Origin of the sequence: Myxococcus sp. AS-1-15 (assembly GCF_020037055.1) — a bacterium.
In the GTDB taxonomy this organism is placed as follows: Bacteria; Myxococcota; Myxococcia; order Myxococcales; family Myxococcaceae; genus Myxococcus; species Myxococcus fulvus.
Genome location: NZ_JAIQDF010000021.1, coordinates 24,440 through 49,240 on the forward strand (window position 1 = coordinate 24,440; position 24,801 = coordinate 49,240).

The following is a 24,801-nucleotide window of genomic DNA, read 5'->3' on the forward strand; positions in this document are numbered from 1 at the left end:
GGGCTCAGGCGTGACTGAACGCCACGTTGATGGAGCTGTCCGGCGCCGAGAGGACGATGAGGCCCTTCTGATGGAAGAGCTGCAAGGCCTCGAGCAGGGGGCGCTCCAGCTCCTCCGCGGAGCGCCCTGTCCGCGCGGCTTCCGCGTCGAGGTGCGCCTGCGCCGTCTTCGTCCCGTCGCACCGCTCGAGCAGGCCCGCGGTCCAGGTGTTCACCCGGAAGTGGTGGCCGTTCATGTTGGGCTGCTTGTGGAAGACGACGATGCACGCGCCGGGGCCGGAGCCCTCCCTGCCGGGAGGGAGCCCGGGCGGCAGCACCTCGAACCGCTCGATGCGCAGCAGGTTGGAGCGCGTGGGCACCAGGCGGAGCATCGCCTGGATGGGCGCGTTCCGATTGTCGGCGCCCCACCGGTCCACGCGGTCGTAGAGGGGCAGGCGCTCCTCCTCGGCGCGGGTCGTCCCCAGCCAGACGAGGCGCTCGCAGTAGCGGGCGACGTCCCGCAGCTGCGCGTCCCCTTGTGTCTGGTGGTTCAGGACCCACTCGCAGAAGGCCGCGGCGTCCGCGAAGCAGCCGGCCCCGGGGCTCGGGTGCGCCGACACGAAGGACTCCACCGCGGCGCCGGCGCGCGCCCCGAGCGCCTCGAAGAGGGCGGGGACGAGGGTGCGCAGCGCCTCCTCCCGCGTCTCGGGCAATCCCCGGTCCGCGAGGGGCAGGGTGGAGGGACGACCGCCACGCCGCTCGAGGACGTCCTGGAAGATGGGCTCGTAGCCCCGGCCCGCCGGCTGCTCCTCACGACCGTCGACGAGCAGCTCCGCGCCCTTCTGGCCGATGCTTGCCGCCAGCGCCGCGTCGTCGATGACCAGGCGCAGGGCATTGGCCAGGTCCGCGTGCACCTTGGGGTCCGGGACGACCAGCGCGTTCTCCCCCGCGATGATGCGCTCGCGGAAGCGCTGCTTGCTGGCGATCTCCCCCGACAGGATGAGGCAGGTCCCGGAGGCGAGCACCTCGCGCGGGACGGTGGGCGCGTGGAAGGTGATGGGGAAGTCGCGCTCCAGGAAGCAGACCGCGCGGCAGGCGCGGATGAAGCGGCCGACCTTCCAGTGCGGCACGAAGGGCAGCACCCAGGTGCTGGCGGCCAGCCCCAGCTCCTCGAGCACCCGGAAGTAGGTGTCCATGTTGCGGCTGCGCGCCAGCGCGACGAGCTGGAAGCGGCGCCCCTCGGCCTTGAGCCGCGCGAGCGCGCGCAGCAGATCATACGAGCCCTTGGCGATGCCGAGCTTGCCGTACACGCCGATGATGGGGACGGCGGGGTCGATGGGGCGCGCGTTGGAGACCAGGTGCGGATGCTCGCGCTGCATGCGCGCCGCATGCAGGGGGATGTCCAGCGGGACCACCTGGGGGCTGAAGCACGAGCGTGGCAGATGGGAGGGAGGGCCGCGGTAGAGCGCCTCGGGGCGAACGCCCATGCCCAGATAGGGATAGGGGCTGCCCGAGCAGATGCCGTCGGCGCGGCGAAGGACCTCGCGGTAGGTGGTGGCCAGGCCCAGGTGGTTCATGAGCCGGCCGACGTCGCTGCCCGCGTTGCGCACCAGATAGGGCACGCCCGTCCAGGACGCCGCCAGGTGCGCCGCCACGCCGTAGGGCTCCAGGTAGTAGCTGTAGATGAGGTCGCAGCCATATCGACGGACCACCTCCGCCGCGCTGCCGGCCAGCTTGCCCGTGAAGGGATTCGACTGGGGGATGTGCGTGAGCGTCGGGGAGAGCGGCTCGGTGCCGTGGAGATGCACGCGGCCCTGCCCGAAGGCGGGCGCCAGCCACTCCCGGTCATCCTCGTCGAAGATGATGCGGTGCTCCGGCTCCACCTCGTCCGCGTTGGTGACGACGTGGACCTCGTGGCCCGCCTCGGCCAGTCCTCGTGCCATCCAATAGGACTGGGCGCTCACCCCGCCTTGGATCGGCGGGTACTTCATGACGGCACAGATGCGCAAGTGATGCTCCTGGTGGCGGACGCCCGACCTTCACTGCTTCAAGCCCAAGTCCAGCATGACGGCGCCCAGGCGGTGGAGGTCCCGGATGAGCTTGAGCCCCCCCGCCTCGGTCCGGTCCTTGTCCCCTGGCGAGCCCCGCGACGCGAGCCGCGCGAGCAGCTCCTCGGTGGTGCACTGGCCATCGCACAGCGAGAGCACGGTGGCCGTGCGCTCGTTGATGCCCAGGGGCTGCACGTTGCGCCAGCCTGGCGCCTTGAGGAAGAGGATGAGGGTGGGCGTGGTGGCGACGTCCTCCAGCGAGGCCCCGCTCGTCACCCGGCGGATGGCTTCGATGACGTCACACCCGAAGCGCTCCACCCGCGTGTGGGCACCCAGGTGGGGGCGCGCCGTGAGCAGCTCGGCGTCGGTGGGCTCCGGGCGCGCGTCGCGAGCGGCGTGGGCGGCCAGCGCGCTCTCCACCGGGGGCAGCGTGGAGTAGAGGCTCAGCTGGGCGCGCTCGAAGCGGGCGATGTCTCGCAGGTGCGGAAGCTGGAGCTCGCCGTCGGTGAACAGCTGCTCCACCAGGTCCAACAGCCAGAAGCCGTCGCGCACGGAGCGATTGGGATACTCCCGTGACTCGCGCGGCAGGTACGTGGCGACGAAGCGGGTGGTGAGGCCGTGCAGCAGCCGCTCCTTCTGGAGCAGCTTGAGCGTCGCTGGAGCGATCTTGGCCAGCAGGGCGAAGCGCTTGGCGGCGACCTCGCGCCCGAACAGGTCGATGTGCGCCGGGCCCGCCTGGAGCAGGGCCTCGGTGGCGGGCGCGCTCAGCTCCAGCGCGGCGCACGTCGCGGCCGGCGCCTCCAGGAAGCGCTGGCGCAGGCCCGGGTCCACGATGATGCGGGCCAGCGCGGCCTGGAAGCGCGGCTCATCCACGGGCAGGGGCGTGGGGGAGGCGTCCAGGTCCAGCGGGCGGGCGGCGGGGAGCGGGGGCTCCACGGTGCCCCGGCGTCCGAGGATGTCCCGGGCGTGCTCGATGTCCTGGAGCATCTCCTGGAACTCCTCGGGGAAGTTCTGGTCCCGTTCAATCAGCACGGCGCGCACCGGGCTGCGAGCCACGACGTACTCCAGCAGGCGCCACACCTCCGGATGCGCGTCGACGGACTGGCTGTGGCTGTCCACCCAGCGTCCGCCGTGCTTCTCGCCCCCCGCCAGGTGGATCTGGATGACGCGCTCCAGGGGGAGCGCCTCCAGGAAGGCGTACGGGTCGTACCGGTGGTTCTGGGAGTTGATGAAGACGTTGGTGAGGTCCAGCAGCAGGCCGCAGTCCGCCTCGGTGACGACCCGCGACACGAAGGCCTGCTCGGTCATCGGGCTGGGGAAGGCGAAGCTGTAGGAGACGTTCTCGAGCAGGAACGGCACGCCCAGCATCCGCTGGATGTCGCGGGCCTTCCGGGCTGCTCGACGCGCGGCGGCCTCCGTGAACGGCAGCGGGGTGAGCTGGCCGATCTCGAACCCCCCGGCCTTCGTCATGCACAGATGGTCGCTGTAGAAGGGCGCGCGCAGCGTGCGCACCAGCTCCGCGACCTCGTCACAGTAGGCGAGGTCCAGCGGCCCCTCGGTCCCGACGGACAGCTCGAGACCATGGGGCACGAGCGCCTGACGGCCCTTCATGGCCCGGGCGCGCTCGATGCTCTCGGGCACGGAGCGCAGGTAGCGGTCGGCGATCAGCTCGAACCAGTCGATCCGATCCAGATGCCTCGACTGCTCCTTCTGCAGCTCCGGCCGGAAGCCGATGCCGACGCCGAGGAATGGCAGTTCACGCAAAGAGACCACGGGGCGTCGGCGTCCGGGCGTTGAATCAGGCGGAGGGGTCGGACGTGCCCGTGCAGCCACACAGACAGCCGCTGCCACAGAAGCAGCTGAAACAGACCGCCTCGCTGTTGGAGTAGGTATAGCCAGGGCCGCAGTCGAGCATTTCCAGCTTGAACTCTTCGGTCTCGACGTTCTGCGGAGACCGAGCCGACTGAGACTTGGGGAGTGAGCTGAGATTGTTCATGGTGAAGAGGAATCTCGCCCGCAGTGCGACTCTCTGTCAAGAAGGATTCACTGGGGGAGGGGTCGTTCCTGAACCAGGCTCGCTCGTGGGCGGCAATCCCTGCCGTCCCCCGGCCGGCCTTGCCGCCCCCATCGCACGCATTCACGGCAACGCTTGCTGGAGAATGCAGGTGCTCCGAGGGCGCGCCCGCTGGCACCCCCGTTGCTCAGGGGCCAACCCGCTCTGTCCCGCTGCGCCGCATCCCGTGGCGTCACGCGAGGAGCGTTCCGATGTCTCTCTGGAAAGGGTTGGGACGATGAACCGGATGACTGTGATGAAGCGCTGGTGTCTGGCCATGCCTCTGGCGGCCTTCGCGGTGGGTTGTGGCGTGGAGCAGGAGGCTCCAGGCACCGAGGGCGCTCCCGCGCCCGTGGCGGAGGAGACGGGCGAGACCACGCAGGCCGTCGGCGTCGAGAACGCCTACTGGTGGGGGACCACGGCCAACGGCTACACGTCCACCAACATCGGGACGACGACGGGCCGCACGTGCTTCCTCTCGGGGGTGCAAGGCAACCTGAAGCCCGCGGTGGCGGGCCGCTGGGCCACCGGTGGCGTGCTCCAGTCCGCGGGCGACTACATCCTCTTCGTGAGCCACAACAACAGCAAGGCGTTGGGAGTGGGCGTGCAGTGCATCTACACGTCGGCCGGACGGACGACGGAGATGTCCTGGGCCCAGGGCCAGGCGGCCCGGCTGCTCGGCGCCGTGACGGCGCAGCGGCGCTGCTTCCTCACGCAGGTGACGGCGTCCGGCGGCTTCGCGTCGAACTCCGACTACGTGCGCGTGTGGAACGACGGCCTCAACTGGTACCTGGGTGGCAACCTGTCGGGCGCCGGCGGCGGCCGGGCCGTCTGCGTGAACGTGCCCGAGGACCATGGCGGCTGGCTGTGGATCGCCGGGGACCCGGGCGGCTTCACGGAGACGCTGGCGTACAACCCGGGCGGCGTCGCGTGCGCGCTCTCCGGCGTGGGCGGGAAGTTCGATGACAACAGCTTCACCGATGGCGTGAGCGTCGACTACAACGCGGGCACGCGCTACTGGGAGATGTCCGTCATGAACGGCAAGCGCGGCTGGGGCAACTGCGTGAAGTAACGCGCGGCCAGGGATGCCGGGCCTCCGCCCTGGGAAGCCCGGCGTCCTGGGGGCGTGCTCGCCTCAGAGGCTCTGGAAGCCGTGGATCGTGGCGCCCAGGGAGCTGCCCTCGGCGTTGGTACACTCGACGTGCCAGCGAATCAGGTCGAAGGGCCCGGGCGCCGGCAGCGTGGCCGGGTTGCCCAGCAGGAGCGTCCCGAAGTCGAGCGACGGGGGATAGGTGCCGCTGTTCCACAACTCATGAGTGTCCCAACCGAAGTTCCTGAGCCCCGTGGTCGTCACCACGCACGCGTCGGCGCCCACGCTCTCGTAGCGTTGGGACACCATCGTGTCGGGGGCCCAGGAGAACCGGTTCGTGTCGATGCGGACGCTCGCCCCGGAGAACTCCTGCGGGACATTGCCCGTGCTCGTGCTCCTGATGACCCAGACCACCTTGGTGATGCCCCGAACGATGGTCGCCGTGATCTGGCTGGTGGCCAGGCGCGTGTTGGCGGCGTTCGCGCACTCCAGCACCCACCGGTACTGGCCCGGTGTCTGCGGCGCCGTGGGCACCGTGCCGTTGGGCGTGAGGTTCACGGCCTGGGATTGGAGGACGTTGTTCCGATAGGACTTGATGGAGCACCGCGCCGCGCCGCTCGAGCCGTAGCGCAGGATGAACGGGTCGCTGTTGTACTGCTGGAAGTGGCCGGCGAGGCCGTTGTTGCCGAGCGCCACCGTGGGCTGGGCGATGACGGACTGAAGCTGCAGGTTGGGCACCGTCGCGGTGGAGCCGGAGTTCGTCACGTGGTGCGCCCGGACCGCCTGTTCGATCTGCGCGGGGGTCGTCAGTCCTTGCGATTCCGCGAGGAACGAGGCGAGGCCCGCGACGTGCGGCGCCGCCATCGACGTGCCGGACAGGTCGGCGTAGCCCCCGGGCCACGTCGAGCGGATGACGTTGCCGGGAGCCCACGTCTCCACGCACCGGCCGTAGTTCGAGCCCGCGCCATCGCCCGCGAGCGGCTGGTTGCGGATGGCGTTCACGCCCGCCAGCAGTTGGACAGGTTGGGCGTTGCTGTCGATGGCGCCGACGACCATGATTCCGTCGCTGGGGCTGGGCGTGTTGAACGAGGAGTTGCACGCGTCCCGGTGGTCGTTCCCGGCGGACTGGGCGATGAACGCGCCGGGATATCCCACGGACGGGTTCGGGGTCGCGAGGACCCGCATCTTGTCGCCGAGCGTCCTGCCCTCCTTGAAGTCGGGGCCGTTCATCGAGATGTTGATGATGCCGACCGTGCCGGAGGCGAGGATGCGCGAATAGATGAGGTCCAGCCCCAGCCCGATTCCCACGTAGGTCCCCCCGGACGAGCAGGTCGTGACGCCCGGCTCATTCTGTCCGACGGCCACCGAGACGATGCGCGCTCCCTTGTTGACGCCCACCACTCCGCCCTGGGGTGTGGGTCTGGCGCCGATGATTCCCGCCACATGCGTCGCGTGCGGATAGCAGCCCGTGGGGGAGTTCCCGGGAATGGCCACGAGCCGCTCGAGGAACGGGAGGTTCGTGTGAGGCGCCACGCCGGTGTCGAGCACATAGACGGTGCGCGAGCCATTGCTCGTCTGTGAACCGCCGACGGCCTGGATGCCCCAGGGCGTGACGGTCGTCGTCCCGGAGTTGCTCCACACGGCGCTGAAGTCCACGGGCGCGTCCTCGGTGAGCCGCTTGACGCGAGGGTCCTTGCTCAGCCGCTCCACCTGCTCCTCGGTGAGATAGGCCGAGAAGCTCTTCCCGACGTGACTGACGAGGTGCGTGGGCGTGACGGCGTGCGCCAGACGCAAGTCATTGACCAGGTGCCGGGTCGGCAGGTCGTGGTGGCTGTCGAAGCCGTCGGCCGGGGGCGCTGCCTTCGCCAGGAACGCGTGCGTCGCGGACTCCTCCAGGTCGACGAGGTAGAGGGTTCGGCCACGCTCGTCGCGAAGCTGCCCCGCGCGGCCCTGCTCCGCGCGGAAGACGGGCGCCTGCGCGAGCGAGGTGGTGCTCCACAACCCCGCGACCAATGCGACGACACTTCTCCAGTGAGACATCGGGAACCCCTTTTCAAGGTGGACCCGGATTCCTAACAAGAGGAATGCACGGACAACCATCCGCCAGATGAACGCACGGTCCGTCTGTTGAATCGTTGCCCTGTTTTCTCAATGGCCGAGTGTCACGACGTACTGGATGGGAATCAGCCTGGCTCCGTCTGTTCCGCGGGAAAGGCGCGCGTGAGCCTTGCAATCGCGGCGGGCAGGCCGCGCACGCGCAGCTTCCGGCCGTGCTCGTCGTACTCCTCGGCCAGCACGGTGGTGTGCTCATACACCTCGCCGAGGCGTCCCTGGCTCGAGTACGGGATGTTCAACTGGGCCTCCACCATGGACGCCTCGAAGAAGCGGAGGATGTCCAGGCGCAGGCAGGCGACGTCCTCGGGGCGGTGGGCGGACAGCAGCACCGCGTCCGGGTGCTCGGCGCGCAGGGCGTCGCGAGCGGCCTCCTCCAGCCGGTCGCACTTGTTGAGCAACAGCTTGCTCGGCACCACGTCGGCGCCAATCTCACGCAGCACGGTCCGGGTGACCTCCAGCTGTGAGGGCCACGTCGGGTCGGAGGCGTCCACCACGTACAGAAGCAGCGACGCCTCCAGCGCCTCGTCCAGGGTGGAGCGGAACGAGGCGACCAGGTCATGCGGCAGCTTCTGGATGAAGCCCACGGTGTCGGAGACGAGCACGCGGGGGCGTGTCTCCGGATGCAGCGCGCGCACGGTGGTGTCCAGCGTGGCGAAGAGCTGGTCGGCGACCAGGACCTCGCTCCCGGTGAGCGCGCGCATCAGGGAGGACTTGCCCGCGTTGGTGTAGCCGACCAGGGCCACGCGGAGCTGCTCGCGGCGGGCGTACCGACGCTGGTCCTGCTCCTTCTCGATGGAGGCGAGCCCCGCGCGCAGCTCCGCCAGCCGGTCGCGGATCTTCCGCCGGTCCAGCTCCAGCGCGGAGTCTCCGGAGCCGCGCCCCTGCTGGCGCTCGCTCCCGCCCGAGGACTCCCTGAGCCGCGGCGCCAGGTAGCTGAGCCGGGCGATCTCCACCTGCATCCGGGCCTCGTGGCTGCGCGCGTGTCGGTGGAAGATGTCGACGATGACGCCGGTGCGGTCCATCACCGGGACGCCCGTGGCCTTCTCCAGGTTGCGAAGCTGGCTGGGCGACAGCTCGTGGTCCACCACCACCATCGTGGGCCGGGGGCCGCTCGCGTCCAGCTCGGTCTCGGACGTCTCCTCGTCCTCGGGGTCGAAATCCTCCTCGGGAGCGTCGACCGCCTCCGGCCCGTCGCCAGAGGGCTCGGGGGCGTCGTCCTCGGCGCCTTCCTCCTGGGCGGCCTCCCACTTCGCGCGGGCCTTGCTGGTCCTGTCACGCGCGCCCGACGACACGACGCCCGGGCCCCCGGTGAGCGCGGCCAGGTCCTTGAGCTTCCCCTTGCCGAGCACCGTCCCGGTGGCGAGCGCGCCCCGGCGTTGGCTCACCGTCGCCACGGCGTCGTAGCCCAGCGTGTGCACCAGCCGCGTCAGCTCCGCGAGGTCCGCGGCGTGCTCCGTGTCCGACACGGTGGGGAACTGGACGCCCACGAGGACGACAGGCGGGCGGGAGGTGGGCGGCGTCTTCGACATGGGGCCCTCGTAGCACGGTGCGGGCCCGGGGTGGGGTAGAGCTGAACCCCCTCCGGGCACCCTGGAGACACTCGCAAAGCCTTGTCTGGACTTGGAATCACGCGGAACGGGCCCGATTGATTGAAATGCGAAATTGCGTGCTCATACTTTCCGTGTGCGTGTAGAAGGCGCTTGCCCTTTCCCGGGGCCCTTCCACCAAAGGCATGTCCGTGAATAGACGATTGGCATTGCTCCTGTCGGGGCTCGCCCTGGCTTCGTGTTCCGAGCCGGAGACGAGCGAGACCGAGGACTCCGCGACCCAGGCGCAGGAGTTGCCGGGCGACCCCCTCTGCAAGTGGACTCCCGCCGCCGCGACCGCGCTCCCCGCATCCGCCGCGAGACGCTTCACGGGTGCCGCGAGCTCCCGCTCGGGCGCATCGCTCGCCGCGGGTGACCTGAATGGCGACGGTGTCCCCGAGCTCGTCATCGGCGCGCCAGGGGCCACGACGGCGCTCAAGGGCTACACCCACGTCGTTCCCCTGGGGCCGCCCCAGCCGCACCTGCTGGACATCCGCTTCTATTCGACGCGCTACGAAGGTGAGGTGGCCGCGAACAGGCTGGGGGCGGCGGTCGCGGTGGGGGACTTCGTCACGGGTCCCGCGAACGACCTGCTCATGGGCGCCCCGGGGTTCAGCACCTCGCAAGGCATTGCGTATCCCGTCGAGGGCAGCGCCATCTTCGGTGGAGACCGGCCGCTCACGTCGACGAGCCAGCGGTGGAGGGGCGTGACGACGTCCGCGGAGCAGGCGGGCACCTCGCTTGCGATTGGAGACATCACCGGGGACGGGCAGCCCGACGTCATCGTGGGGGCGCCTTTCTACGACTCGTCCGCGACGTATCAGGACACGGGTGCCATCTATGCCTTCAGCGGGGCGGTGACGACGTCCTCGAGCGGGCAGCTCGCCTCCGCGCCCATCAAGGTCCTGGGTGGACTGACGCAGACGAACTACCAGGCGGGAACGTCCGTGGCCGTGGTGGATGTGAACGGTGACGGCATCAAGGACCTGGTGGTGGGCGCGCCCCGTTATGACGTGGGCGCGGTGGCGGACGCCGGTGCGGTCTTCGTCTTCTTCGGTCCGGTGGCGGGGTTGCAGAACTTCGCGACGGCGAACGTCGTGTTGACGGGAACCGTGGCGAACGAGCTCGTGGGCTCGGCGGTGGCCAGCGCGGGAGACCTGGATGGAGACGGGTTGGAGGACCTGCTCATCGGCGCTCCGTCCACGGGCGGCATCGCGGGCAAGGCCTACCTCGTCTACGGCGGCAGTGGCGTGACGTCGTCCTCCCTGGCGGCGCAGCCGCGCTTCTCGGGCATCGCGGGAGACCTCGCGGGCTCCGCGGTCCTCGCGCCGGGGGACATGAACGGCGACGGCTTCAAGGACCTCCTCATCGGCGCTCCCGGCCATACCGCCAGCACGGGCGCCGTGTATGGAGTCTACGGCTCGGCGACGCGGTTCACGGGGAACGTCTCTCTGTCGGCGGGCGGCCGACTCATGGGGCCCGCGGCGGCCAGCGAGCTGGGCAGGTCCCTGGTGGCGCTCGGCGACGTGGACGCGGACGGCTCGGCCGACTTCGCCGTCGGCGCGCCTGGGTTCAGCAGCAACGCGGGCGCCGTCTACCTGGTGCTCGGCCATGGGCCTCGCACGTGGTTCGTCGACAACGACAGTGATGGGTTCGGAACGAGCGCGGGCTCCTCGCGCGTGTGTGGCGAGCCCGCGGCGGGGAGCCGGCGGGCGCTCACCGACGGCGACTGCGACGACACGCTCAACACCGTCTATCCAGGCGCCGATGAGCTCTGCGAGGCCACGCCGGAGTCGGAGATCGACAACAACTGTGACGGGCTGAAGGGGGATGACCCGGGCGCCAATCCGCTCAACCCCAAGGACTGGGTCCTGGACCTGGATGGCGACAGGGCCGTCTATCTCAGCACCGTGCAACTGCGCTGTGCGCCTCCGGAGAGCTCGGGCTGGATTGTCTATGGGCCCGACGTTCGACAGGAGTGCGACGCGCCGCCCGAGAACCCCGACTACACGACGGACAATGACGCCTCCATCTACCAGGGCGCGCCCGAGGTCTGCGACCTCAAGGACAACAACTGTGACGGCGCCATCGACGACGACCAGGGCCACTGGCCGTCCTGGTACCCGGACAGCGACGGTGACGGCCACGGTCGCAGCGATGCGACGGCCGTGAAGGCCTGCGCGGCTCCGCCCCAGCACGTGGCGAGCAGGACGGACTGCGACGACACCCGCGACACCACGTATCCGGGCGCCAGCGAGGTCTGCGACCTCCGGGACAACAACTGCGACGGCGCCGTGGACGAGGGCGTCCAGACCACCTTCTACCGCGACGTGGATGGCGACGGTCACGGCGTGCCGACGGCGACCACCCTGGCGTGCACCCGTCCCAATGGCTACTCCGCCGTCAGCGACGACTGCAACGACACCGGACCGAACGGACCGAGGATGTATCCGGGGGCCGCGGAGGTCTGCGATGGTCTCGACAACAACTGCAACTTCGACACCGACGAAGGCGTGAAGTCCAACTTCTTCCGTGACGCGGATGGAGACGGCTTCGGCAATCCGCTGGTCGTCGTCGTCGCCTGCTCGGCGGCGGGCCACGTCTCCAACAACCAGGACTGTGATGACTCCCGCTCCGCGGTCCGCCCGGGGGCGACGGAGGTCTGCGACGGTCGGGACAACAACTGCGACGGCGCCGTGGACGAGGGCGTGCTGAACGCCTGGTACCCGGACGCGGATGGAGACGGCGTGGGCACCAGCAACGAGACGTTCCGCGTGCTCGCCTGCACCGCGCCCCCTGGCTACGTGAACAGCAAGGTGGACTGCCATGACGGCAACGCCACGGTGAAGCCCGGCGCGCCCGAGCTGTGCGACTCCCTGGACAACGACTGCGATGGCGCCGTGGACGAGGGCATCGCCACCCGGTCCTGGTACCCGGACGCGGATGGAGATGGCTATGGCAACGGCGCCGTGAGCCCCGTGGCGTCGTGCGCGTCTCCTGGCCCCGGCTACGTCAACAACCGCACGGACTGTGACGACACCAGCGCCAGCATCAGCCCCGCGCAGTCGGAGGTCTGTGAGCTGACGGGGCCGCAGGTGGACAACAACTGCGATGGGAACACGGAGGGCGCCGTCAACGGCACCGCCTGGTACCGCGACGCGGACGGGGATGGGTACGGTGTGAAGACGGACACGCAGAAGCGGTGCGTCCGCCCCGCGGGCTACGTGGAGGATTCCAGCGACTGCAACGACGCGAACGCGAGCGTGAACCCGGGCCGGACGGAGCTGTGCGAGGCGGGGGCCTTCTCCGACCAGGTGGACAACGACTGCGACGGGGACAAGAACGACGTGGACCCGGACCTGCCGGCCTCGGCGGGCGGGACGCGGCTCTGGTACGGCGACGCGGACCGGGACGGCCACGCGGGCCCGGGCTTCAAGCTGCGCTGGTGCACCAACCCGACGAACCTGGTGGACCCCGCGACGGGCAACGTCCTGGTGCAGGGGACCTATCTGGCGACCGAGCCGGATGACTGCGACGACACCCGCTCGGGCGTCTTCCAGCGGTTGATCTGGTACGAGGACCGCGACGGTGACGGCTGCGGCAACCCGCTCGCGGGCCGCGAGTCGTGCGGCTCTCCGGCCGGGTGCGGGTTCCCGTTCGTCCTCAACAACAAGGACACCAGCGACAACAACGCCTCCGACTGTCGTCCCTGAAGTCGGCCCCCACCGTGTCCTCCACGGTGGGCCAACGTCCTCCGCGGGCTCCCCCTGCTCGCGGAGGACGTGCCAACGAGGCGGCGCTCATTTCCGCCTCGGGTCGAGCTTTCTCCAGACATGGGAGCCCTGGGTCTGGGTTTCTGTTGGATGGGGGACAGTCTCGCGAGGCCCTGTCGCCAGCGTGCCGGTGTCTGTCTTCAGCTGGGGCTTCACGACGGAGTGCCTGCTCGTGGAGCCCATGAAGACTTCTGTTCGGACGCGTCCCATTCTCGTGGTGGTGATGAGCCTGGTGCTGGGGAGCGCGCCGCTCCCGGCGAGGGCGCAGGAGCAGGGCACGGTGCGGCCCTATGTGCTGGCCGCGACCCGCCTCTACAACGACCTCGAGTACGAGCAGGCGCTGGAGCAGATCTCCCGGGCCAAGCGGCTGTCGAAGAGCCAGGCGGATGACGCGCTGTTGTCGCTCTACGAGGGCGTCATCCTGGCGGACCTGGGGCAGTCGACCTCGTCCGACGCGGCCTTCAAGGCGGCCCTGTTCCTCCAGCCGGACGCGAAGCTCCCGCTCTCCGTCTCGCCCAAGGTCTCCGAGCGCTTCGAGTCGCTGCGAGGACAGGTGAAGCGTGAGCTGGACGCGGCGGCGCCGCCGCGCGGGCAAGCAGTGGCAGCGGAGGTCTCGGATTCCAGCGCGAAGGCCTCGATGCCGCGGCGGGTGTGGTTGACGGGCGCGGTGGGGGGAGGGCTCCTGGTCGGCTCGGGCGTGACGTGGCTGATGGCGAGGGGGCAGCACTCCAAGCTGACCCAGGCGTCCGGCGCCCCCGAGACGATGTCCGGGATGAAGGACACGTCCTCGCGGGGAAGGACCTTGCAGACGGTGAGCGCGGTGCTCGCCGGCGCGGGCGTGGTGGGACTGGGCGTGGCCACGGGGCTTCACCTCTGGGGCGGAGCGTCTCGGCCCCGGGAACCCGGGGTGGTGTTGGGCACGGATGGCACCTCGGCCTTCGTCTCCGGGAGGTGGCCGTGAAGCCGTGCTCGTGGCTCGTCGTCCTGCTCTCCGGCGCCCTGGTGTTCCTCGCGGGCTGTGTCGACTTCGATGAGGGCGAGAAGACCTGGTGCCAGCGCCATCCAGACGTGTGCGTGCCCGCCTTCGAGCAGGTGCCGGCCTCGGTGCTCTACGTGGAGAAGAAGGGGACGCTGCGGCTCCAGGCGGGCGCGAAGGACCCGGCGGGTGACCCGCTCCAGTTCACCTGGTCCTCGAACGTGGGGAGCCTGGGCCAGGCTCGCGACACGGCGACGACGACGGAGGTCGAGTGGACCGCGCCGGAGTGCGTCGAGACTTCCTCGGCGACCGTCACGCTCACCGCGAGCAGCCGGTTGGGAGCGTCCACGCAGGTGACGGTCTCCGCCATCGGCATTCCGGAGTGCCCGAGGATGGGCGACACGCAGGGGCTCACGGCTGCGCGCTCGGGCCACACGGCGACGCTCCTGTACTCCGGCGTGGTGCTGGTGACCGGCGGTGAGTCCTCGGGCGCCGAACTCGATGTCTCGGAGGGCTATTCCCCCAGGGACCAGGCCTGGTCTCCGGCGGGGAGGATGGCCACGGCGCGCGTCGGACACACGGCGGTGCGGCTGTCGTCGGGCACGGTGCTGGTGACGGGGGGCCGCAACGCGAGCGGCGCGCTGAAGAGCGCGGAGCTGGTGAGCCAGGACTTCACGTGGACCGCGGCACTGAGTCCCGCGACGGCGCGCCATGGCCACGCCGCGGCCCTCCTATACAGCGGCAAGGTGCTGGTGACGGGAGGCTCCGATGACAGCGCGGTGGTCACCACCTCGGAGCTCTACTTCCCGGGGGATGGGGTCGACCCGGTGCCCAGGTGGAGCATGACCGCCAGCGCGCCCGTGGCCCGCGACCGCCCCGTGGCCACCGTCGTGGGCGCGGGGCGGAAGGTGCTGGTGACGGGAGGCACGACGGAGGGGGGCCGGTATCCGACCAGCGCGGATGTCTTTGATTCGGCGACGGAGACCTGGACGCAGCTGGACGCGGTGGGGGAGGGCCGCATCCGCCACACGGCGACGTTGCTCGCATCCGGGCGGGTGCTGGTGACGGGTGGGTGGAATGCCGGAGGGGCCCTGGGCTCGACGGTGCTGGTCGATGTGGAGAATCGGGTGGCGACCCCGGGTCCGCCCCTGGCGACACCTCGGCACGGCCACACGGCGACGTTGCTGCGCTCCGGCCAGGTGTTGATCACCGGTGGAGTCGGTGCGGGAGGCGAGGCGCTTGCCTCGGCGGAGCTCTTCGACCCGGAGACCGGGACCTGGTCATCCACGAAGCCGCTCGCGGCGGCCCGGCGTGACCACACGGCCGTCCTGCTGGACGAGGGGCGGGTGCTGCTGGTGGGGGGCGTGGGGACCGGAGGCGCGCTGGCGTCGGCCGAGGTCTATGACCCGGGAACGAAGACGTGGACGAACACGGGGCGGCTGTTCGTGCAGCGGGGCAACCATACGGCCACGCTGCTCGCGAGCGGACACGTCCTGGTGGCGGGCGGCAGCAACAAGGTGGCCGAGACCCTCGTCTATCTCTCGTCGGTCGAGCGGTACGAGCCCGCGTCGGGGACCTGGCGCGCGTTGCCGCCCCTGCGGGTGGCGCGTGATGGCCACACCGCGACCTTGCTGACGTCGGGTGGCGTCCTGGTCGTCGGCGGCTACAACAGCAGCCACGTGGCGGAAGCGGAGCTCTTCGACCCCGCCACGGAGCAGTGGCTCCCGGCAGGCCGGCTCGAGAAGGGACGCGACCTCCACACGGCCACCCGGCTGTCCTCGGGCAAGGTCCTGGTCGCGGGAGGCCATGGGGACGACGGCTCGCTCGCCACGGCGGTGCTGTATGACCCCGCCACGGGGAGCTGGGCTCCCACGGGCACGATGACGACGGCGCGCAGCGCCCACACCGCGACCCTGCTTCCCTCGGGCAAGGTGCTGGTGACGGGCGGCTATTCGGACACGTCGGGCACGGCGGCACCGCTCCAGGGCGCGGAGGTCTACGACCCGACGACGGAGCGGTGGTCCCCCGTGAAGGACCTCACGTTCAAGCGCGGCAGCCACACGGCGACGCTCCTGCCGTCGGGGAAGGTGCTGGTGGCCGGGGGCTATTCGGAGAAGCTGGACCAGGGCGCGCTGGCGACCGCGGAGCTCTACGACGAGGTCACCGGGACGTGGACCGAGACCCCGTCCTTCGTGGAGGGGCGGGGTGCGCATACCGCCACGCTCCTTCCCTCCGGGAAGGTGCTCATCGCGACGGGCCATGGTGGTTTCGAGGACCGGTTCTACCTCTCGCCTTGCGAGCTGTATGACCCGGCCACCGGGCAGTGGTCGCCCACCAGCGGCGTGTTGACGCCTCGCGAGAACGCCACGGCCACCTTGCTGCCCCTGGGGAAGGTGCTGGTGGTGGGAGGGTATGGCTACAACGGCGGGGTCCACTGGGAAGCGGAGCTGTTCATGCCGTGAGCGCGCCCGCTACATGCAGCTCGCGCAGAAGAGCCGGCCCTGCTTGCGACCGCCGCGGACGCCGCGTCGCAGGCCCTTCACCAGCTTCATCAGCCCGCCGGCCACTTCGCTCCACGAGGGCATGGGGAAGCCGCCGATCAACACGTTGGGCTGCCCCAGGACGATGGCGCCGAAGTCCGGGATGAGGCCCGGGTCCTTGCCCACCATCATCGACAGGGCCATGGCGGCCGCGTCCGCGGCGAGCTGGGCGGCGGCCACGGCGGCGCCTATCGCCTGCCCCGCGGCGGTGGCGGCGCTGGCGGCGGCGGCGTTCGCGGAGTCGGCGGCGGCCGCCTCGGCGCTCGAGTGCGCCGAATCCATGGCGCTCGTCACCACCCCGAGCGCGCCGGCCGCCATCCCCGCCGCCGCCATCACCTTCGCCAGCTTGCTCATCCCTCCCGCGGACGGCGTGCAGTGCTTGGTGATGTCGCCCATGCGCGCGGCCCGCGAGCCGCCGATGAAGACCTTGCTCGAGCCCGTGAAGACCTCCAGCGGCGGCATGAAGCTGCCGCACGTCACAGCCAGGCCCACGTCCCCCGCGCGCGCGGCGGGCAGGCCGTTGATGAGCACGGACACACAGCCGCTGAGCAGCACCGTGCCGATGCTGGGCAGCGGGATGGGCGGCGCCGGAGGGATGAGGCTCGGAGGATGGGCGTGCGGGTGGGGCAGGCCCACGTGCAGCGCGGTGAGCGTCGCCGCCGGCAGCGCGGGGAACAGGGCGGCGAGGGGCGCGGTCGCCAGCGCGAAGCCCGTGTTGAGCAGCTCCACCGGCGCGTTGATGAGGCCCAGCACGCCCCCCAGCGCCTGGTTGACGGCGCCCACCGCCCCCTGGTGCGCGGGCGGCGCCTGCCGGAAGGGGTCCGTGGTCCGGTTGACCACCGAGGCGAACGAGTCGACCGCGACGTTCTCCCCCGTGGGCTGCATGAGCGGCGGTGCGGGCTGGGGGGGCTGCTGCGCGTCGCGGACCGCGCTGTTCGCGGAGGTGCTGGCCCTGGGGTTGCTCATGTCTGGCCTTCCCTCGGCAGGCTTTGGAGTTCCTTCTTGCAGGCGCGCTGCTCCGTCACCATCCCCGCTTCGCCATACACCTTCTCCAGCCGCTGGAGCACGGACCTCAGCCTCGCAGTGTACTCCACGGAGCGACAGAACGCCGCCGCGCCCGTCCACGTCACCACGGCCTTGCCCAAATCCTTGCGCAGGTAGCGCGCGAGCCCCAGCTTCTCCAGGGCGTCCGCCTTGGGATAGGGGTTGAGCGCCTTGGCGGCCACCCTGTCGGTGATGTCGAAGTACCCCTCCGCCTCCGTGTACTGCTTGAGCTCCAGGCTCACGTCCCCCGCGGCCATGGACAGGTTGATGAGGATGGGGAGCGCCAGGGTGTTCACCGCCACCGCCAGCCCCTGCTGGTAGCGCTCCTTGGCCAGCGCGAGCTTGCCCACCGCCCGCAGCACGTCGCCAGCGCCTTGCAGACACAGCGCCTGCAATTCCTTCAGCCCCTGCTCGGCGTAGTACGTGTGGAGCAGCCCATACTTCTCCAGCGCGGCCGGGTAGCGCTTGTGCGCGTAGTCCAGCGCGGCCAGCTGGAGCAGGGCCTGCATCCGCTCGGGGACGGGGAGGGCGGGGTCCACCGACTCCTGCGCCAGGCTGTCCGTCAGCGCCGCGGTGCTCAGGTCCGGCTCGTACACGAGCACGCCCGGCACCTGGAGCTTCCTGAGCGCGGGCACGAGGAAGGGCGGCTCCTTCTCATCGCGCACGATGATGCGCAGCGAGCGCATCCAGGGCTGGAAGCCGTCGTGTGGCAACAGCTGCCCCACCAGGTGGGAGTAGCCCGTCCGGTCCTCGATCTTCATGGGCACGAGCGCCCAGACGAGCCGGTGGTCCCCATCCGGAGGCAGCAGGCCCCGCACGTGCTCGATGGCGGAGCGCAGCCGTGCGCCCGGACTCTCGCGAGGGTCCTGACAGCGGCCGGGCAGTGCGGGCCAGGGGGCCTCGCCGTTCTGCTTGCGGGTGAGGTTGGCGCCCTCCAGCTGCGCCTCCAGGTTGGCCAGCACGTCGGTGACGTATTGCGTGGCGGAGCGGGCCTCGTGCGCGAAGAGGAGGAAGAGGTCCGAGGGCGTCTCCTCGTCCAATCCCTTGAGTGTCTTGTGGACCCAGGCCGCCTCGGCCTCGTGACAGCCGATGACGAGCAGCAGGTGGTCTCGCTGGTCCACGAAGCCACCGAGTGTGTCTTGGAGTTCCTGGAGCTTGCGCCGCATGGTTTTGATGAGTGTAACCCCACCGTGCCTGTCCAGACGAGACGATCCGTCAAATGCTCGCGGCACTATCTGTCCGGGCTCGCTCCGCGATATGAAAGGCCTCTCAGGAAGGCTCCGATTGACAGGGGGGAGGCCTCGTGTCCGATTCACCCGACGACGTGCTGCGCAAGGTCGAGCAGACGGCGCAAGTGGTCAGCGAGTCGCAGGAGGCCGCGCGGCAGGCTCGGGCCGGCGAGCTGCCCGCCCAGGCGACGAAGCCGCTGGAGAGCGCCCTGCGCCAGGTTCCCGCAGTTCAGCAGGCGACACAGCAGGCGCAGCGCGCCCGACAGGCCGTGCAGCAGGTGAGCGCCGTGGCCCAGGGCGTCCTGGGCGCCACGGGGGGGCTGGAGGCCCTTTCCGAGCTGGCGCGCGCCATCGGCGGAGGGACGCCCCTGGACAAGGTGCGCTTCTCCTTCCAGTCCAGCGCGGACCCCTCGGCGGACTGGCGCGTGGTGGAGCTGCACTCGCGCGAGGGGCTCTCCGAGCTCTACACGTGCACGGTGGACCTGGCCAACGAGCACCTGGACGCGGACGTGGACGGGCTGCTCGGCTCGTCCGCCGAGGTGCTCATCGCGCACGACGCGGGGGCGCGGCGGCTGTGCGGCATCGTCCACCGGGTGGAGCACCTGGGCACGCAGGCCGGGCATCTGCTGGCGCGCGCGCACGTGGTGCCCGCGCTCTGGGCGCTCTCGCAGCGCAAGGACCAGCGCATCTTCCAGGAGAAGAAGGTCCCGGAGATCCTCGAGGAGGTGCTCACCCAGGCGCTGCGGCCCTTCGAGCGGCCGTTCCGCCTCGAGCTCAACCGCGAGTACCTGCCGCGCGAGTACTGCGTGCAGTACCACGAGTCGGACCTGGACTTCGTGCTGCGGCTGATGGAGGAGGAGGGCATCTTCTTCTACTTCGACCACTCGGGGGACAAGGAGGAGCTGGTGCTCGTCGAGGAGAACGAGCAGAGCCCCACCTGCGAGGCGGTGCTGGGGACGCCCATCACCGTGAAGGGCCCGGAGGCGACCACGGCCTCGGACGAGTGCCTGCGGCACTTCGACTTCTCCCAACAGCTGCACACCACCAGCGTGGTGGTGCGCGACTTCAACTGGACGCATCCGGACTACGACCTGACGCGCGAGTCGCGCGCCAAGGACGCGATGGGCAAGGAGCGCGAGTCCTACGAGTACCCCGCGCCGCTGTTGGGGCCCTATGACAGCGGGGAGAAGAAGTACCAGTACGAGCCGGCCCAGAAGCAGGAGCTGCTGCGCCGGCAGGCCTTCCACGCGGAGGGCAAGCGCGGGCGGGGCGTGGGGTACGTCACCGGCTTCACGCCCGGCTACATGTTCGAGCTGACGGGCCACGGTCACGCCGCGCTGGACCAGTGGTACCTGCTCACGCGCGTGGAGCACCACGGCGACGCCTCCGAGGAGCTGACGAGCGACTCGCTGTCGCTGCGCCGCGAGGGGCCGCCGCGGGAGCGCTACCACAACACCTTCGAGTGCGTTCCGCTGGACGTGCCCTTCCGGGCGGAGCGTCGGCGGCCGCGCGCGCGGATGGCGGGCCTGCAGACGGCGACGGTGGTGGGCCCGGCGAGCGAGGAGATCCACACCGACGAGCACGGCCGCATCAAGGTGCAGTTCCACTGGGACAGGCAGGGCAAGCGGGACGAGAAGAGCTCCTGCTTCCTGCGGGTGGTGCAGGCCTGGGCGGGCCTGGGCTGGGGGTTCATCTTCCTGCCGCGCATCGGCATGGAGGTGCTGGTGGACTTCCTGGAGGGAGACCCGGACCGGCCCGTGGTGGTGGGCAGCGTCTACAACGGGAAGAACAAGCCGCCGTACGCGCTGCCGGAGCACAAGACGCGCAGCACCATCCGCACCTCCAGCTCCAAGGACAGCGACGGCTTCAACGAGCTGCGCTTCGAGGACGCCAGGGAGGCGGAGGAGATCTTCCTGCACGCCCAGAAGGACTTCAACGAGGTGGTGCTCAACAACCACTCCACCTCGGTGAAGGCGAACCAGACGAACTCGGTGGACGGCTCGCAGACGGAGACGGTGGGCGGGGACCAGGCCATGACGGTGCATGGCCAGCGCACCAAGACGGTGGACAAGGACGAGACGACCACGGTGCACGGCAAGCGCACCGAGACGGTGGACAAGGACGAGACCATCACCATCACCGGCGCGCGCACCGAGGACGTGACGGGCAAGGAGAAGCTCTCCCTGCACGCGGGGCGGGATGCCACCGTCAACACGCTGGAGAAGCTCACCGTCACCGGCAACCGACAGGAGAGCATCCAGGGCAAGGACTCGCTGGACGTCACGGGGGACAAGTCCGAGCACGTCGCCAAGAACTACGTGATGACGGGAGACGTCCAGCTCCGGGCGGTGCAGGGCGAGTGCAGCGTCACGCTGAAGGACAGCATCACGGTGGAGGGGACCAGCAAGAAGATCGCCCTGCACAACAGCTCGGGCCAGGTGGTGTTCGACGGGAACAAGATTGAAGTCACGGCGACGAAGGAGCTGTCGCTCGTCTGTGGCGCGGCGAGCATCAAGCTCAAGAGCGACGGCACGGTGGAGATCAACGGCGCCAAGGAAGTGAACGTGGGGGCGCAGCAGAGCACGCTGAAGCTCGAGGCCGCGGGAGGCTCGCTGTCGGCGCCCAAGCTGACGTCCTCGGCGGTGGGCATCCACGAAATCACCGGCGCGCTCATCAAGATCAACTGACGAGGTCTCCATGCAAGGCCGCGTGGCAGTGGGGCACCCCATCGACGTGGCATCGGGGGTGTTGTTCAACACCTGGATGGACCTGAGTCTGCCCGGGCGGGTCCCCCTGATGGTGGAGCGCTACTACAGCACCGCGCTGCTGGGGAGCACCGTGGGCCCCGCGCTGCTCGGCCCAGGGTGGCGGCTGGGCTTCCAGATGGCGCTGCGCCAGACGCTCGAGGGATTCGTCTACGTCAACAACGAGGGCGCGGAGCTGGCGCTCGAGGACGCGACGAACGCCTTCGAGAAGACGGGACGGCTGCTCTCGCCCTCCTCGGGCCTGGAGCTGCGACGGCAGGCGGACGACAGCCTGCTGCTCATCCGCTACGCCAACGAGCCCCATCCGCTGCGGCTCGTCTTCGAGAAGCAGTCCAAGGGCGTGCACTACGTCCTGCGAGAGCTGCGGGGGACCGAGCAGAGCCGGGTGGACCTCTCGTACAACTCCCTCGCCCAGCCCATCCGGCTGGTGCAGACGCGCACGAACAAGGCGCTGCGGCTGCGCTATGGCACCAGGGGCCTGCTCGAGTCCATCTCCCTGGAAGGCGAGTCGGGGCCGCCTCGCGTGGCCTACGAATACGACGGACAGGGCCGGCTGTGGCGTGTGCGGGACAGGCAGGGCGTGCTGGCGGTGTACGAGTACGACGCCCGGGCGCGAATGGTGTCCGAGAGCAAGTTCACGGGGGCCGTCTTCCGCTTCGCCTACGACGATGCGGGCCGCTGCATTCACGCCACCGGCACGGACCATTACGAGGAGCGCTGGCTCGAATACCAGCCGGGCCGGCGCATTACCCGCGTCCGCGACAGCCACGGCGAGGTGACGGTCTACGAGTACAACATCGCGGGGCAGGTCACCTCGGTCCGCTCGCCCTTGGGCGCGCTGACGGCCTACGAGTTCGACGACGCCGGGCGGCTGGTGGCTGAGACGGACGCCAACAAGGTCCGCGCGGAGCGGGAGTACGACGCGCTCGGGCGGTACTGTGCCGCGCACTTCCCCGGAGGCAAGCAGGTCCGGCTCCAGCATGACGACGAGCATCGGCCCGTGGCGCTCATCGACCCGCTGGGCCAGCTCTGGCGCTACACCTACGACGCGCAGAACAACCTCACGGGGATCCTGGAGCCCACCGGGCTGACGTGGCGCCTGGAGTTCAATCCCCAGGGCGAGTGCCTGGAGGTGACGAACCCGCTGGGACACGTCTTCCGTCTGGAGCGGGACCGGCTGGGCCGCCCCGTGCGGCGCATCGACTGGGAGGGCAACGTCTGGAGTACGGAGTTCGACGCGGATGGCTGGGTACTCGCGGAGGTGGACCCGCTGGGCCAGCGCACCGAGTTCCAGCGCGATGCCGCCAGCCGCGTCACGAGCATCCTCCCTCCGGACGGGCGTGCCTGGCACTTTGAGTACGACGCCGGGGGGCGCGTCGTGCGCTACCAGGCGCCGGACGGAGGGGTCACCCGGCTTCGCACCAGCAGCTGTGGTCACCTGCTGGAGAGCGTGGACGCGCGCGGCGGGGTGACGACCTACCGCTGGGACAGCGAGCCCAACCGGCTGTTGGAGATACGAAACCCGCTGGGAGAGACGTACCGGCGTGAGTTTGACGCGGACGGGCGGCCGGTGTCGGAGACATTCTGGGATGGCAGGTCCGTTCGCTACGAGCGCGACGGGGTGGGCAACTGCACCGCCATCATCTCCTCCTCGGGTGCGAGGACCGAGTACGCCTACGACGAATGGTGCAACGTCCTGCGCCGCGTGGCACCGGATGGTGTCGAGACGAAGTACGCGTATGACGCCAACCGGCTCCTGACGGGCGTGGAGTCCGGCGTGAAGGTCGCGTTCGAGCGCGACGTCTACGGCAACATCCTCGGGGAGAGCCTGGACGGGCAGCGCATCACGAATACCTATGACGCGATGAGCCGGCGCACGCAGATGACGCCTCCTTCGGGGGAGCCCGTCCGCTACGCCTGGAGTCGCAACGGGGACTGCCTCGCCATCCAGCGAGGGAGCGCGGTGGTGGAGTTCGTGCGCGATGCTCTCGGCCGGGAGGTCCGGCGGGTGCTGCCCGGTGGCGGTGTGCTGGAGACCCGCTACGACGCGATGTCGCGACTGCTCGAGCAGGCCTACCATCCGCCGGGCTGGGTGGACCGTGGGCTCGATTGGCCCCCCACGCCTGGGGATCCGGACGCGGTGGCGCCGTTCAAGCGGTGCTATCACCATGACGACTTCGGCCACCTGTCGCGCACGGAGGATTCGCTGCGTGGACTGAGCCTGTTCAAGCACGATGCCACCGGTCGGCTGACGCAGGTTCTGCGGCCTGGAGGGACCTCGGAGGCATACGAGTACGACGCCTCGGGCAACCGGATGGCGCACGCGCTGCTGTCCTGGGAGCAGCCCGATGTCCCCGAGCGGGCCGTCACCCGACTCGCGTACGAGAAGGGCAGCCGCCTCGCGTCGGTCCAGAGTGCGCGGCGCGCCGAGTCGCACGCCTACGACGACGAGGGGCGGCTGGTGGCCCGGTATGTCCGCGAGGACGAGGGGCCCGAGCAGGTCTGGCGCTATGGCTGGACGGGCTCCAGTGAGCTGGCGTCGGTGGTGCGGCCGGACGGCGAGTCGTGGACGTATGTCTATGACGGCCTGGGGCGGCGTATCGCTCGGCGCGGACCTCGGGGAGAGCACCGATATTTGTGGGATGGAGAGGTCATCCTCCAGGAGGATGACCCGCGAGGCGCCGTGAGGCAGTGGTTGTTCGAACCGAACAACCACCGGGCCGTGTTGCTGGCTGACGCGGGGCTGCACTTCGTCCTTCCGGATGGGGTGGGTGGTGCCTCGGAGGTCGTCACTCCGGAGGGACGGCTGGAGTGGGTGAGCCGCCAGGGCACCTGGTCCGAGCCGGGGCCCGACGCGGGTGCCTTCCCGCTGCGCTTCCCTGGCCAGTGGTACGACGCGGAGACCGGCTGGCACTACAACCGCTACCGCTACTACGCGCCGGAGACGGGCCGGTACATCAGCCCGGACCCCATCGGCCTGGTGGGTGGACACAACCTCTATGCTTATGTGCCCAGTCCGCTGGAGGCCATCGACCCCTCGGGGCTCTCCGCCCGCTACCCCAGCGGCGGCCCGTTCCAGTACGACGGTGGCCGCAACTACTCCGGCGTGGGACGCAACAACCACCCCACGACCGGCAACCAGGATGCCTTCACGACGCCGGGGGGAAAGTGCATGGCGGTGGTCTCCCACAACGGGCAGAGCCAGGCGTTCATCAGCGGCGTTCCGGACGGCGCGGTCAATGGCTCACACCCCCGGACCGCGGGCAATGACTTCAGTGGCCCTGTCACAGTTCATCCGGCGGTCCGCGAAGCCACCTCCGGCGGGATGAATGGCAACTGGACGCATGCGGAAATGCACGCGATGAGCCACATCCTCCACAACCCGGGGGCCTACCAGGGAGGGCCGGTGGTGCTGCATATCGACCGGCCGCCGTGTCGGCACGGACAGTCCGGCAGAGGCAGTTGCGACCACGCGCTCCACGGGCTGGTGCATCAAGCCCGCGCGAATGGCGTGGACCTGCACGTCACATATCGCGACTCCAAGGGGCGAATCAGGACGTATTGTTGACGAGTCGTTCCGGGATGCCGCGCATGTGCGCCGTGG

12 protein-coding genes are annotated in these 24,801 nt (G+C 70.0%); 6 read left to right on the forward strand and 6 right to left on the reverse strand.

Translation table 11 applies throughout. From position 1 onward, the window contains the following. Positions 1 to 4: 4 nt before the first annotated feature. Positions 5 to 1,987, reverse strand: coding sequence for a glycosyltransferase (locus tag K8625_RS38660; protein ID WP_223785535.1), 1,983 nt, complete (start codon positions 1,985 to 1,987; stop codon positions 5 to 7). A 30-nt stretch (positions 1,988 to 2,017) separates the two neighbouring features. Then, positions 2,018 to 3,790 carry a DUF692 family multinuclear iron-containing protein gene (locus K8625_RS38665; protein ID WP_223785536.1) on the reverse strand — a complete coding sequence of 591 codons (1,773 nt, stop codon included), beginning with the start codon at positions 3,788 to 3,790 and terminating at the stop codon, positions 2,018 to 2,020. Between the two features lie 527 nt (positions 3,791 to 4,317). On the opposite strand from K8625_RS38665, the gene K8625_RS38670 reads away from it, so the two are divergent. Next, positions 4,318 to 5,151, forward strand: a complete 834-nt coding sequence (locus K8625_RS38670) for a hypothetical protein (protein WP_223747494.1) — start codon at positions 4,318 to 4,320, stop codon at positions 5,149 to 5,151. Between the two features lie 63 nt (positions 5,152 to 5,214). Here the strand turns inward: K8625_RS38670 and K8625_RS38675 are convergent, their stop codons facing one another. Further along, positions 5,215 to 7,209 carry a S8 family serine peptidase gene (locus tag K8625_RS38675; RefSeq protein ID WP_223747495.1) on the reverse strand — a complete coding sequence of 665 codons (1,995 nt, stop codon included), beginning with the start codon at positions 7,207 to 7,209 and terminating at the stop codon, positions 5,215 to 5,217. 143 nt (positions 7,210 to 7,352) lie between these two features. Beyond that, positions 7,353 to 8,813 (reverse strand): GTPase HflX, encoded by a 1,461-nt coding sequence (gene hflX / locus K8625_RS38680; protein WP_223747496.1) that lies wholly within the window; start codon positions 8,811 to 8,813, stop codon positions 7,353 to 7,355. 221 nt (positions 8,814 to 9,034) lie between these two features. Here hflX and K8625_RS38685 point away from each other — a divergent pair, with 221 nt between their 5' ends. The 3 genes from K8625_RS38685 to K8625_RS38695 all read left to right on the forward strand — a co-directional run bounded on the left by K8625_RS38685 (position 9,035) and on the right by K8625_RS38695 (position 16,081). After that, on the forward strand, positions 9,035 to 12,583 hold the full coding sequence (locus K8625_RS38685) for a MopE-related protein (RefSeq protein ID WP_223747497.1): 3,549 nt from the start codon (positions 9,035 to 9,037) through the stop codon (positions 12,581 to 12,583). A gap of 241 nt (positions 12,584 to 12,824) precedes the next feature. Continuing rightward, positions 12,825 to 13,604, forward strand: coding sequence for a hypothetical protein (locus tag K8625_RS38690; protein ID WP_223747498.1), 780 nt, complete (start codon positions 12,825 to 12,827; stop codon positions 13,602 to 13,604). Beyond that, entirely contained in the window at positions 13,601 to 16,081 is a 2,481-nt protein-coding gene (locus tag K8625_RS38695; protein ID WP_223785537.1) for a kelch repeat-containing protein, read from the forward strand. The genes K8625_RS38690 and K8625_RS38695 overlap by 4 nt, the downstream gene beginning before the upstream one ends. Positions 16,082 to 16,090: 9 nt before the next feature. Here the strand turns inward: K8625_RS38695 and K8625_RS38700 are convergent, their stop codons facing one another. Then, the gene (locus K8625_RS38700) at positions 16,091 to 17,125 is read right to left on the reverse strand and encodes a PAAR domain-containing protein (RefSeq protein ID WP_141326449.1); all 1,035 of its coding nucleotides are present in this window, start codon (positions 17,123 to 17,125) and stop codon (positions 16,091 to 16,093) included. Then, on the reverse strand, positions 17,122 to 18,369 hold the full coding sequence (locus K8625_RS38705) for a tetratricopeptide repeat protein (protein ID WP_223785538.1): 1,248 nt from the start codon (positions 18,367 to 18,369) through the stop codon (positions 17,122 to 17,124). Before K8625_RS38705 ends, K8625_RS38700 begins: the two co-directional genes overlap by 4 nt. Positions 18,370 to 18,506: 137 nt before the next feature. On the opposite strand from K8625_RS38705, the gene K8625_RS38710 reads away from it, so the two are divergent. Continuing rightward, positions 18,507 to 21,119, forward strand: a complete 2,613-nt coding sequence (locus K8625_RS38710) for a type VI secretion system tip protein TssI/VgrG (RefSeq protein WP_223785539.1) — start codon at positions 18,507 to 18,509, stop codon at positions 21,117 to 21,119. A gap of 10 nt (positions 21,120 to 21,129) precedes the next feature. Beyond that, positions 21,130 to 24,765, forward strand: coding sequence for an RHS repeat-associated core domain-containing protein (locus K8625_RS38715; RefSeq protein ID WP_223747502.1), 3,636 nt, complete (start codon positions 21,130 to 21,132; stop codon positions 24,763 to 24,765). Positions 24,766 to 24,801 lie beyond the last annotated feature (36 nt).